This is a genomic window from Pseudoxanthomonas suwonensis (genome assembly GCF_000972865.1).
GTDB classification, from domain to species: Bacteria; Pseudomonadota; Gammaproteobacteria; order Xanthomonadales; family Xanthomonadaceae; genus Pseudoxanthomonas; species Pseudoxanthomonas suwonensis_B.
In genome coordinates, this window is record NZ_CP011144.1 from 699829 (window position 1) to 712846 (window position 13018).

The following is a 13018-nucleotide window of genomic DNA, read 5'->3' on the forward strand; positions in this document are numbered from 1 at the left end:
GCCGACGGGCTCCTCAGACTTCCGCTCCGGCCGCTGCGCGCGCGGCGATCGATCGGCGGCTGGCGAACACGAACGCGAACGCCAGCACGTACATCACCACGCCATAGATGGCGGCCGGCATGCCCAGGGTCACCGATTGCAGCACGTTGAAGGCGATCAGGAACGCCAGCAAGCAGTTCTGCACGCCGACCTCCAGCCCGATGGTCACCGCATCGCGCCGCTCCAGCCCGCACAGTCGGCCGAGCAGGTGCCCGGCACACAATGCCGCCAAGCACATGCCGCCCGTGGCCAGCGCCAGCTTGCCCATCCAGGGCAGTACCACCTCCCGCTGGTCCACGACGATGCCGGCGATCAGGCCCAGCAACAGGACCAGGCCGATCCTGTTCAGCCAGGACTCGGCGACACGGCAAAAGCGCGGCAGCAGGTGCCGGGCCGCCATGCCCGCCAGCAGCGGCACCACCACCAGCAGCACCAGGTGGCCCAGCATCTGCGCGACGGGCAGCGGGATCGGCCTGGATTGCCCGGCGAACAGCTGCAGCGCCGCTCCGGTCAGCAGGGGGATGGTGAGCAGGGTCAGCAGCGTGCTGGACGCCGTGAGCGTTACCGCCAGCGCCAGATTGCCGCGCGCCAGGTAGGTCAATGCGTTCGAACTGCTCGCACTGGGACATGCGGCGATCAGGACGAACCCGACCGCGAGCTCGTAGGAATGCCGGAACAGGAACGCGAAGGCGAAGGCGAAGCCGATCAGTGGCAGGAGCAGGTAGTGGCCGGCGAGCCCGACCAGCAAGGGCTTCGGCCGGCGCGCCACCTGTGCCAGCTCCGGCACGGTCAACGCCATGCCGATCCCCAGCATGATGAGGAAGTTGGCGACAGGCAGGCCGGCCCGGATCAGGCCATCCACCTGGAGCGCGCCATCGACCGGCCCTGGCATGGGTCTAGTCCACGCGGCCGGTCAGGTCGCCTGCAACCGCATGGGCTGCAGGCGCATATAGGTCAGCGAGCGCCACAACCATTCCGCCGGGCCGAAGCGGAAGCGCTCCAGCCACCACTGGCTGTACAGCACCTGCACCGCGAACAGGCCCAGCGCGAACGGGATCTGCCAGAAGCGCGGCAGGTGCTCGAAGAAGCCGAGCCCATAGCCGTAGAACACCAGCGTGCACACGACCGACTGCACCAGGTAGTTGGTCAGGGCCATGCGCCCGGCCGGGGCCAGCCAGCCCAGCCAGTGGTGCCAGACCGGCTGCTCCAGCGCGCGCATCACCCAGGCCAGGTAGCCCAGGCACATCAGCGCGCCGGCGACCAGGGCCAGCGATTGCGCCAGGCCGGTGCGCAGGTCGAACACGGTGAACGCCATCGACGGCTGGATCAGCAGCGAGGCGAGCATCACCAGCAGGCCCGCCGGCAGCACGCCCCAGCGCAGCCACTGGTACAGGCGCGGGTGCAGCCCGGGCCGCTGGATCGCGCCGCTGCGCAGGAACGCCGCGCCGATCAGGAACATGCCGAACACCATCGCGCCTATCACCATCAGGTTGGACAGGACCACGCCGAAGTCGCGCACGCGCTGGACCACCGCGTCGGCGTAGCTGCCCGAGCCGTAGGCCTGGCGCTGGTCTTCCAGCAGGCCGGCCACTTCCTGCCCGCCCCGGGCCATGATCTGGTCCCAGCCGGGGACCCAGAGCGAGAGGAAACCCAGCCCGAGCAGCATGGCCGGCGCGGCCAGGTAGAAGGCCACGCCCAGCCAGGCCAGCCAGCGCGTGGGCACGTCGCGGAACGCCAGCAGCGGAATCGACAGCAGCGCGTAGGTGACCAGCACGTCGCCGGACCACACCAGCAGCGCGTGGACCAGGCCGATGCCCAGCAGGGCCAGGCTGCGCCGCCAGTACAGGCCCGCGAACGGCCGCCCGGCCGCGGCGGCGCGCTGGACCATCATCGCGAAGCCCATGCCGAACAGCAGCGAGAACAGGGTGAAGAACTTGCCCTGCACGAAGAAGTAGATCAGGCCGTCGGCGATGCGGTTGGCGCCGGTCAGCTGCGGATCGACGCCGGTGCTGGCGCCCAGCACCGGACCGACGAAGGATTCCATGTTCATCAGCAGGATGCCGCCAAGGGCGAACCCGCGCAGCACGTCGAGGGTGGCGATGCGTTCGCCGGGCGCGATCGGGGCCAGTTGCGTCGGGTTCACCACGGTCTCCGTTCCGGTGGGACGGCGCGATGATGGACCAAAACCGGCGCGCGGTGTGCTGCGCCCTTGTGCAGGAGCGGGCATGACCGCGACCCGACGCCCGTCGGCCCAGGCGACGGCCTCGTGGCCCAGACGCCCGTGTCGCGGTCATGCCCGCTCCTACAAAGGAGAAGCGCGGCACGGACCCGGCACGGTTCCGCTTCCCGGCCGCCACGCCCGCGTCAAGCCTTGTCCCCCTTCCCCCCCGCCGGTACCCTCGTCGCCGCATGTCCGGGTTCGTCCACCTCCACGTCCATACCGAGTTTTCGCTTGCGGACTCGACCATCCGCGTGCCCGAAAAACCGGACCAGGCCGACCCGGCCAAGGCCAAGCAGGCCAACCTGCTCAGCCGCGCGGTGGAACTGGGCCTGCCGGCGCTGGCGGTCACCGACCTCAACAACCTGTTCGCCCTGATCAAGTTCTACAAGGCGGCCGAAGGCGTGGGCATCAAGCCCATCGCCGGCGCCGACCTGGCGGTGGCCGCCGGCCCCGGCGAGGCGCCGTGGCGGCTGACCGCGCTGTGCCGTGACCACGGCGGCTACCTCGACCTCTCGCGCCTGCTGACCCGCGCCTGGATGGAGGGCCACCGCGCCGAAGGCGGGGTGGCGGTGATGCCCGAATGGCTGCGCGAGTGCGGCGACGGCCTGATCCTGCTCGCCGGCCGCGAGAGCCTGGCCGGGCGCCTGGCCGCCGAGCACCGCCACGACCTGGCCGAGCAGCAGCTGGCCGACTGGCAGCGCGCCTTCGGCGGCAACCTGTGCCTGGAGCTGGTGCGCACCGGCCGCGACGGCGAGGAGGCGTTCAACGCCTTCGCCCTGCACGCCTCGGCCGCGCGCGGCATCCCGGTGGTGGCGTCCAACGACGTGCGCTTCCTGGACAAGGCCGGCTTCGACGCGCACGAGGCGCGCGTGTGCATCGCCTCCGGCCGGGTGCTGGACGATCCCAAGCGCCCGCGCGACTACAGCGCCGAGCAATACCTGAAGTCGGCCGAGGAGATGGCCGCGCTGTTCGCCGACGTGCCCGACGCGATCTCCAACACGGTCGAGCTGGCGCGCCGCTGCAACCTCGAACTGACCCTGGGCAAGTACGCCCTGCCCGCCTACCCGGTGCCGTCCGACGAGACCCTGGACAGCTGGATCCGCAAGCAGTCGCACGAGGGCCTGGAAGCGCGCCTGGCGAAGAACCCGCTGGCTCCCGGCAGGACCCGCCAGGACTACGTGGAGCGGCTGGATTTCGAGCTGGACACCATCATCGAGATGGGCTTCCCCGGCTACTTCCTGATCGTGGCCGACTTCATCCAGTGGGGCAAGAACCACGGCATCCCGATCGGCCCGGGCCGCGGCTCGGGCGCCGGCTCGCTGGTAGCCTGGGCGCTGCAGATCACCGACCTGGACCCGCTGCCGTACAACCTGCTGTTCGAGCGCTTCCTCAACCCGGAACGCGTGTCGATGCCCGACTTCGACATCGACTTCTGCATGGACCGGCGCGACGAGGTGATCGACTACGTCGCCGGCAAGTACGGCCGCGAGCGGGTCAGCCAGATCATCACCTACGGCACCATGGCGGCCAAGGCGGTGGTGCGCGACGCAGGCCGCGTGCTCGGCTTCCCGTACGGCTTCGTCGACAGCGTGGCCAAGCTGATCCCGATCGTGCTGGGCATCTCGCTCAAGGACGCGATGGGCGAAGGCAAGGATTCGTCGATGCGCTCGGACGAGCTGATCCAGCGCTACGGCGCCGAGGAGGACGTCCGCGACCTGATCGACCTGGCCCGCGAGCTGGAGGACCTGACCCGCAACGCCGGCAAGCACGCCGGCGGCGTGGTGATCGCGCCCGAGCCGCTGCACACCTTCTGCCCGCTGTTCGCCGAACACGACCACGACGGCCTGGGCCGCAACCCGGTCACCCAGTTCGACAAGGACGACGTCGAGGCGATCGGCCTGGTCAAGTTCGATTTCCTCGGCCTGCGCACGCTGACGATCATCGACTGGGCGGTGAAGGCGATCAATGTCCGGCATGGGCGCGCCGGGATCCCGCCGCTGGACATCGCGACGCTGCCGCTGGACGACGCAAGCGTCTATCGCGACATCTTCGCCAATGGCAACACCGGCTCGGTGTTCCAGTTCGAATCGGCGGGCATGCGCCGCGCGCTGAAGGACGCCAGGCCCGACCGCTTCGAGGACCTGATCGCGCTGAACGCGCTGTACCGCCCCGGTCCAATGGAAATGATTCCGTCGTTCGTCGCGCGCAAGCACGGTCAGGAGGAATTCGAGTACCCCGACCCGCGCACCGAGGCCATGCTCCAGGAGACCTACGGCATCATGGTCTACCAGGAGCAGGTCATGCAGATGGCGCAGATCGTCGGCGGCTACTCGCTGGGCGGCGCCGACCTGCTGCGCCGTGCGATGGGCAAGAAGATCGCCTCGGAGATGGCCAAGGAACGCGAAAAGTTCCGCGAAGGCGCGGCCAGGAACGGGCTCAGCGAGCGCAAGGCCGACGAGATCTTCGACCTGATGGAGAAGTTCGCCGGCTACGGCTTCAACAAGTCGCACGCCGCCGCGTATTCGCTGGTCGCCTACCAGACCGCATGGCTGAAGAAGCACTACCCGGCCGAATTCATGGCCGCCACGCTGTCCTCGGACATGGACAACACCGACAAGGTGGTCGGCTTCCTCACCGAGGCGCGCGGACTGAACCTGGTCGTGCTGCCGCCGCAGGTCAACGCCTCGGCCTACATGTTCGAGGCGGTGGCCGCCGACACGGTGCGTTATGGCCTGGGCGCGATCAAGGGCGTGGGCCGCGGCCTGTGCGAGGCGATCGTGGCCGAGCGCGAGCGCGGCGGCGACTACGCCGACCTGCTCGATTTCTGCAGACGGGTGGATTCGACCAAGCTCAACCGCCGCGCGCTGGAGGCGATGATCAATGCCGGCGCGCTGGACGCGCTGGGCCGCAACCGTGCCACCTTGATGCTGCAACTGCCGGAAGTGATGAAGGCCACCGACCAGCTCGCGAAGGAACGCGCCGCCGGCCAGGTGTCGCTGTTCGGCGCGCCCGCCGGCGACGAAGGCCCGGCGCTGAAGCTGGACCTGCCGGAAGCCGAGGAGTGGACGCTGCGCCAGTTGCTGGACGGCGAACGCGACACCCTCGGCCACTACCTCAGCGGCCACCCGTTCGATCCTTACCGCGAGGAAGTCCGGCAGCTGGTCGGTTCGGACCTGGGCGAACTGGACCGGCTGTGGTCGGCCGCCGGCGAGAAGCGCGGCTGGCGGCCGGAGGTGCAGGTGGTGGTGGCCGGCCTGGTGGTCGGCATCCGCCGCAAGGGTGACAGCCAGGTGTTCGTGCAACTGGAGGACGGCCGCGGGCGGCTGGAGTGCGGTGTATTCGCGGAGGTGGCCCAGGACCTGTCCAGCCTGCTGGTGCGCGACCGCGTGCTGGTGGTGCAGGGTGGCCTGCGCGAGGACGAGTTCAACGGCGGCTGGAGCCTGCGCCTGAAGCAGGCCTGGGATTACGAGCAGCTGTGCGCGCAGCATGCGCAGCGGCTGTCGCTGCGGGTGGACCTGCGCGACCCGGCGACCTGGCAGCGGATCGACACGGTGCTCGCCCGCCACCGTCCCGGCCCGACCCCGCTGCGCCTGCACCTGCAGGTCGGGCGCCAGGGCGACGGCGCCACCGGCGTGCTCGACCTCAACGGCCCCAATTCGGTCCGCGTCGCCCCGCCGCTGCTCGACGCACTGCGCGCCCAGCCCGGCGTGCGCGCGGTCAAGGTCGCCATCGGCCGCCCCTGGGCGCACTGAGCCGAAGACCTCGCACGCCGCTGCGCCCGTCGCCCGTCGCCCGTCGCCCGGCTGCCCGTCGCCCGTCGCCCGTCGCCCGTCGCCCGTCGCCCGTCGCCCGTCGCCCGGCTGCCCGCTGCCCGCTGCCCGCTGCCCGCTGCCCGCTGCCCGCTGCATGCAATTGCAACTGCTCAACGGCAACGGCAAAAGCGTAACTACAACGGCAACCGCAAAAGCGCCAGGCTTGCGTCGGCTTCGGTCTGAGCCGTGGCAGGCCGGGGGTATTGCGGTCGTCTCGACGGCACATCCATGTGCCGACTCGCCGACGTGGCCATCCATGGCCACTGCCGCAATACCCCCGGCCCGCCACGTCTTCGGGAGCTTCCAGGTCGTGGCTTCGTTCGGCCGGAGGACAGCCCACGGCTGCCGGTCTTGGCTCTTGTAGGAGCCGGGCTTGCCCGCGACGCGACGCCGCCGGCACAGGCGACGCCCTCGTGGTTCCGACGCCCGTGTCGCCGACTGAAGTCAGCTCCTACAGAAGAGCGGCCGCGCCGTGGCTGTTGTAGGAGCCGGGTTCAGCCGGCGACCCGACGCCGTCGGCACAGGCGACGGTGTCGTGATTCCGACGCCCGTGTCGCCGACTGAGGTCAGCTCCTACAGAAGAGCGGTCGCGCTGTGGCTGTTGTAGGAGCCGGGTTCAGCCGGCGACCCGATGCCGTCGGCACAGGCGATGCCCTCATGATTCCGACGCCCGTGTCGCCAGCAAGCTGGGCTCCTACAGAAAGCAAGTGCTGCCATGGGTTTTCCCTTCCTTTCGCCGCAGGCGAAAGGAAGGGCCGGGGAGGGAGCCTTGCTGTTGCTCCTCCGATCGAAGCCACGCCCTCAAAGCTCCCGAGGCCGTCGTGCCCAGGGGGTCTGGCGCAAGCAGCACAGGGATGTGCTGCGGTCGCGACTCGGAGGCAGGACGCCGCAGCGGAGCGATGCGCCAGACCCCCTGGGCACGGCGGCCCCCTCCGAAGCCGACGCTCCTGCCTTGGCTTTGGTGGCTTGGACCCAACCCCACCCTCCGTACCGTACGGTCCGGTCGCTTCCGGTCCGTTCGGCTACACTGCCCGCCTCCTGCACTCCCCGGCCCCGCCGGCTAACGGATGAACCCGAACTACCTCGATTTCGAGCAGCCCATCGCCGACCTGGAAGCCAAGATCCAGGAACTGCGCAGCGCCAGCACCGGCCCGGCGGTCAACGTCGACGCCGAAGTGCACGCGCTGCAGGACAAGCTGCGCAAGCGCACCGCCCAGATCTTCCGCGACCTCAGCTCCTGGCAGGTCTCCCAGCTTGCCCGCCACCCCGCCCGCCCCTACACCCTGGACTACGTGCGCGTGCTCTGCGACGAGTTCCAGGAACTGGCCGGCGACCGCGCCTTCGCCGACGACAAGGCGATCGTCGGCGGCCTGGCCCGCATCGACGGCCGCCCGGTGGTGGTGATCGGCCACCAGAAGGGCCGCGACACCAAGGAAAAGATCCGCCGCAACTTCGGCATGCCCAAGCCCGAGGGCTACCGCAAGGCGCTGCGCCTGATGAAGCTGGCCGAGCGCTTCGGCCTGCCGATCCTGACCTTCATCGATACCCCCGGCGCCTGGCCGGGCATCGACGCCGAGGAGCGGGGCCAGTCCGAGGCCATCGCCCGCAACCTGCTGGAGATGGCCGAACTGAAGGTGCCGGTAATCTGCACCGTGATCGGCGAAGGCGGTTCCGGCGGCGCGCTGGCCATTGGCGTGGGCGACTGCACGGTGATGCTCGAATACAGCACCTACTCGGTGATCTCGCCGGAAGGCTGCGCCTCGATCCTGTGGAAGGACGCGGGCAAGGCCAAGGACGCGGCCGAACAGCTGGGCCTGACCGCCAAGCGCCTGCACGGCCTGGGCCTGGTCGACAAGGTCGTGCGCGAGCCAACCGGCGGCGCCCACCGCAACCCGCGGCAGATGGCCAGGCGGCTCAAGGCCGTGCTGCTCAACGAACTCGATACGCTGGAGCGTATCCCGGTCGAAGAGCTGGTCCAGCGGCGCTACGCGCGGCTGCACGGCTATGGCGCGTACGAGGCGGCCTGACGTCCTTCGCATGACGGCGCGCCGGCCTCATGCCGGCCGTCCGGCCACCGTGCCCGCGGGGCTCTTCGCATGAGCGCCCTGCCCGGCTGGGTCCTGCCGACCGCCATGTTCGTGGTGCCGGTGCTGGTGGCGGTGGTGGTCAACCGCCTGTTCCGCCACCGCCGCACAAACCCGAACTTCGTGCTGGCCTGGTTCGTCGCGGTGTGCTGGATCTTCGCAGTAGTGGTGATCCTCCGCCAGGTGCGCTGAGCAGGCTGCAGTCTCCGCCGCGAGCCGGTCGCAGACTGGCCGCGAAAGCGGGATGGCGGTGTTGATTGCCGTGGCCGCCTGCATGCAGCCGCCCGCCGCCTCGCGCACGCTGGCGCCCGGATGGGCCTGGAAGACGAGATAGAACTGGCCGTATTCCTCCGAGCCTTGCACCGCCAACCGGTCTTGGGCGACGAAATCATCGCCACGCGTCGCGGGACCGGTCCGCGCTTCCAGCGCCGCCTTGGCCGCCTCGCAACACTCGCCGACCGCCTTCGCGCCTTCGTGCGCCACCCGCAGCATCGCGGCCGTTCGCGTGGCGCAAGCCGGAGCGGACGGGAAGAACGCACGAAAGCCGGCGGGCCGGACATCCACGCGTAACCGCCATGCGATGCCGGTCGGCGCGCCGATCCTGTCTCCGCCCCTTCCCGGGCGGAAGCGGCGGGCGATCACGACAGCGGCACGGCTGCGCATCCGTCGATCCGTCGCCCGACCAGCGGCGTGCGCGCGAGTCCGGATGCGGGTGTCGCACCGGCGCCGGACGGCGGATGCGACGGCGCTGACCGTTCGCTGGGCAGGTTTCCGTTTCTCCGGAAGCGGTCACCGGAAGTGGCCGCGATGCAACGTGCGGACGTCCCGCGGAAGACGATTGGCCGAAAGGACTATGTCGTCCTGTCAATGGTGGTGTCGGGAATCCGCTTCCTAGACTTGCGGATGGCCCGATGCGGCATGGCCGCCTCGCGTCGCCCGAACGCGGCAGCTTCACGCCCGACCTGGAGAGTGACGATGCGCATGCTCCCATGCTTCATCCGCCCATCGGCGTTGCTGTTGCTGGCAGCCCTGGGCGGAACGCAGGCGCTGGCCCGGGAGCCCGGGGATGTTCCGGAGGCGAAGCGCGCGTCGGCCGAGGCCGCCGCCGCGCGCATGCAGGATGCCGACACCGCGCTGCAGCTGAGCAGCGAAGGCGCGCTGCTGTACCAGCAGGAGGAGGTCAAGCTCGACGGCTACCAGTACTGCAGCCAGGCGGTGGCGCTGGCCGAAGCGGGCGATTTCCGCGCAAGCATCCGCGCGGCAAGCATGGCGCTGGCGCTGGGCGAGCAGACCGGCAACCAGGACCTGGTCGCCAAGGCCAGCCGCGACCTGGCGATCGCCTACAGCTATTCCGGCAACCTGGACAAGGCCGAGGAGTTCGCCCGCCAGGCGTTGCAGTACCAGGCCACCGATCCAACCCAGGTGGTCGGTCCGGCGCACAAGATCATCGGCGACGTGCAGCAGCGCCGCGGCGACCACGCCGCGGCGGTGGCGAGCTACGAAACCGCGCTGCAGGGCAGTTCGGAACGCTACCGGCCGCTGGTGGAAACCTCGCTGGCCAATGCGCTGGTCAAGACCGGCGACCTGGCGCGCGCGCGCGCGTTGCTGGACGCAATGGCGGTACCGGCCGAGCCCGGCCTGTACGGCCAGTTCGAACGCAGCCAGGCCGAACTGCTGCTGGCCGAGAACCGGCCGCAACAGGCGCGCGACCGCTACCGCGCGCTGGCGGAACGCAGCGGCGGCAGCGACGACGCGTACCAGCGGCTGTGGGCGTTGGAGGGAATGTCGCGCAGCGAGCTGGCGCTCGGCGACCGGGCCGCCGCAACCGATGCGCTGGCCCAGGCGGTGGACAGCCTGGACCAGGTGCGCGCCCGCTTCCGCAGCGAAGAATTCAAGATGGGCCTGTTCTCCGACGTGCAGGACATCTTCGAGCGCGTGGTCGACCTGAACTCGCAGCTGGGCCGACCGGCGCAGGCGTTCGACTACAGCGAGCGTAGCCGGGCGCGGGCGCTGCTGGACGAAGTACGCGACCGCGGCCAGCTGTCGCGGACGGCTACCAGCACGATCGACCTGAAGACGCTGCAGGGCCTGCTGCGCCCCGACGAGCGCGTGATCGAGTTCCATTCCCTCGAGGACAGGCTGCTGGCCTGGGTCGTCTCGCCCGGCGGCATCCGCGAGACCGCCTATCCGCTGCCCCGCGCCGAACTGGAGCTGCTGGTGGAGGCGTTCCGCGATTCGATCGTCGCCGGCCGCCACGCTGCGGTCGACGGCGCGCGCCAGATCGGCGATCTGCTGATCCCGCCGCTCGGCCTGGAGCCGGGCACGCGCCTCATCATCGTGCCGCACGGGTCGCTGCACTACCTGCCGTTCCAGGCGTTGCGGCCGCGGGGGGAATACCTGATCCAGGGCCACCCGATCGCGATCGCGCCATCGATCAGCATCGCGGCGCAGCTGGCCGCGAGGGACGGACGGGTCGAACCGACGCTGGTCGCGTTCGGGAACCCGGACGTCGCTCCGGAATACGCGCTGCCGGCATCGGAGGAGGAGGTCAAGAAGCTGGCGGCCCTGTTCCCGCGCACCACGCTCTATCTCAACGATGCCGCCACCAAGACCCGCTTCCGCGAATCGGCAGGCAGCGCGCGCCTGCTGCACGTGGCCGCGCACGCCGAGGCCGACCGGGTCGACCCGCTGTATTCGCGCATCCTGCTGGCCAACGAGGACGGCAGGCAGAGTTTCCTGGAAGCGCACGAGGTGCTGGCACTGGACATGGACGGCGTGGCGCTGGTGACGCTGTCCGCATGCGAATCCGGCCTGGGCCGCATCGCCGCCGGCGACGAGGTGCTCGGCTTCTCGCGCGCATTCCTGTCGGCCGGATCGTCGGCATTGATCCTTTCGCTGTGGCCGGTCGCCGACGACGCCACCGAAGTGCTGATGACCACGCTGTACGGCGAACTGGCCAAGGGCACCGACGTGCAGAGCGCGATGCGCGATGCCCAGCTGGCGCTTCTGTCGCGGCAGGAATTCGAGCATCCGTTCTTCTGGGCGCCGTTCAACGTCATCGGCAACTGGCGCCTGACTACGAGGAACTGAGCATGGCCGCCACTCCGCATCCGATATCCCCTGCGGTGGTCCGCACCGGGCCGCGCCTGCTGGTCCTCGCCCTGGCCGCTGCGCTGTCGCTGCCGGCACAGGCGCAGGAGTCGCCGCAGCAGTTGCCGGCACCCGACCTGCCGGACCTGCGGCCGACCGGCGCGGACGGCGACGACGGCCCGGGCTGCCGCACCGGCTGTGCGCAGATGTCCGCGCAGGAGCCGCAGCAACTGGCGCCGCCGCCGCAGATGGAGGCCAGCTTCGTGCTGCAGCGGGTCGTGTTCCGGGGCGCGACCGCGTTCGGCACGCCGGAACTGGAAGCTTTGGTCGCGGACCGGATCGGACGCACCGTCGCGTTCGCGGACCTGCAGCAGCTCGCCCAGCGCGTCACCCGGCACTACCACGAGCACGGCTACGTCCTGGCGCAGGCGGTCTTGCCGGTGCAGGAAATCATGGACGGCACGGTCGAGATCAGCGTCGTCGAGGGCAGGCTGGGCGGCGTATCGCTGGAGCTCGATCCGGCCACCCCGATCTCCGAGGAGCGCATCGCCGCGATGCTCGCGCCGCTGGTCGTGGGCGAGCCGCTGGACGGACCGCGCTACGAGCGGACGATGCTGCTGATGTCCGACCTGCCCGGCGTGCGCCCGCAATCGGTGCTGGAAACCGGCCGCCAGGCCGGCAGCAGCAACCTGGTGGTGCAGGTCGCGCCCGGCGACCGGGTGCGCTTCAACGTCGAGCTGGACAACCACGGCAACGAGGAAGTCGGCCGCTGGCGCCTGGGCGGCACCCTGCGCTGGGCGAGTCCGCTGCGCATCGGCGACAACCTGGACCTGCGCCTGCTGGCATCGGACGACCGCCTGTTCGGCGGCGACGGCACCCTGTTCGGGCGCATCGCCTACGAGCTGCCGCTGGGCAGCAACGGCACCCGGCTGGGAATGGGCGCTTCGCGGGTGTACTACAGCCTCGGCGGCGGCTTCGAGATCCTCGATGCAGTCGGCATCGCCCGGATCTACGACATCGGCGTCACCCATCCGCTGATCCGCCAGCGTGGCCAGAACCTGTTCCTGCGCGGATTCGTCGACCGCAAGGAACTGACCGACGAACTGCGCGCGGTCGACTTCAAGTCGGAGAAGCGCATCACCGGCGTCGGTTTCAGCTGGGCCTGGGAACGGCGCGACGGCTTCGGCGGGGGCGGCTACTGGAGTTCCAGCGGCGCGCTGTACCACGGCGACCTGGACCTGCTCGACGAAGCCTCGCGCGTGGTCGACGACAGCATCCTCGGCCGTGGCATCGGCGGCAGTTTCAACAAGCTGACCTTGCAGGCCGCGCGCCTGCAGGCGCTGGGCGAGCGCTTGAGCCTGTACGTCGCGATCGGCGGCCAGGCCTCCGACAGGAACCTGGACGCCTCCGAAAAGCTCGCGCTCGGCGGCCCGCGCGCGGTGCGTGCCTACGAACCGGGCGACGTGCTGGTCGACGAAGGCGCGATCGCCAACGTCGAGCTGCGCTGGGCAATGAGCCGGTCCTTCACCGGCTTCGTGTTCTACGACATCGGCACCGGAGACTTCAACCACAATCCCGGCGAGTTCGATACGGACCGCGGCCGCACGCTGCGTGGCCCGGGCATCGGGCTGAACTACGGCAGCCGCAACGGCTTCTCGGCCAGTGCCACCGCCGCCTGGCCGCTTGTCCACAGGACTGCCGCCAACGGTGGCGATCGTTCGCCGATGGCGTACGTCCAGATGATGAAGAGCTTCTGACAGGAAGCGCGGAGT

General features: G+C 70.0%; 7 protein-coding genes. 5 read left to right on the forward strand and 2 right to left on the reverse strand.

Annotation, left to right across the window (positions count from 1 at the left end):
- Positions 1–13: 13 nt before the first annotated feature.
- Both WQ53_RS03055 and WQ53_RS03060 read right to left on the reverse strand, forming a co-directional pair.
- Entirely contained in the window at positions 14–931 is a 918-nt protein-coding gene (locus tag WQ53_RS03055; RefSeq protein ID WP_052630290.1) for a bile acid:sodium symporter family protein, read from the reverse strand.
- A 21-nt stretch (positions 932–952) separates the two neighbouring features.
- On the reverse strand, positions 953–2185 hold the full coding sequence (locus WQ53_RS03060) for a DUF418 domain-containing protein (RefSeq protein ID WP_052630293.1): 1233 nt from the start codon (positions 2183–2185) through the stop codon (positions 953–955).
- Between the two features lie 263 nt (positions 2186–2448).
- On the opposite strand from WQ53_RS03060, the gene dnaE reads away from it, so the two are divergent.
- From dnaE to WQ53_RS03085, 5 genes are all read left to right on the forward strand, one after another.
- Positions 2449–6012, forward strand: a complete 3564-nt coding sequence (dnaE, locus tag WQ53_RS03065) for a DNA polymerase III subunit alpha (protein ID WP_052630295.1) — start codon at positions 2449–2451, stop codon at positions 6010–6012.
- Positions 6013–7139: 1127 nt separating this feature from the next.
- Positions 7140–8099 carry an acetyl-CoA carboxylase carboxyltransferase subunit alpha gene (locus WQ53_RS03070; RefSeq protein ID WP_052630297.1) on the forward strand — a complete coding sequence of 320 codons (960 nt, stop codon included), beginning with the start codon at positions 7140–7142 and terminating at the stop codon, positions 8097–8099.
- Positions 8100–8168: 69 nt separating this feature from the next.
- Positions 8169–8348 (forward strand): hypothetical protein, encoded by a 180-nt coding sequence (locus WQ53_RS03075; RefSeq protein WP_052630298.1) that lies wholly within the window; start codon positions 8169–8171, stop codon positions 8346–8348.
- Positions 8349–9131: 783 nt separating this feature from the next.
- The gene (locus WQ53_RS03080) at positions 9132–11246 is read left to right on the forward strand and encodes a CHAT domain-containing protein (protein WP_082112822.1); all 2115 of its coding nucleotides are present in this window, start codon (positions 9132–9134) and stop codon (positions 11244–11246) included.
- A 2-nt stretch (positions 11247–11248) separates the two neighbouring features.
- The gene (locus WQ53_RS03085; RefSeq protein WP_052630300.1) at positions 11249–13003 is read left to right on the forward strand and encodes a ShlB/FhaC/HecB family hemolysin secretion/activation protein; all 1755 of its coding nucleotides are present in this window, start codon (positions 11249–11251) and stop codon (positions 13001–13003) included.
- The last annotated feature ends 15 nt before the right edge of the window (positions 13004–13018 follow it).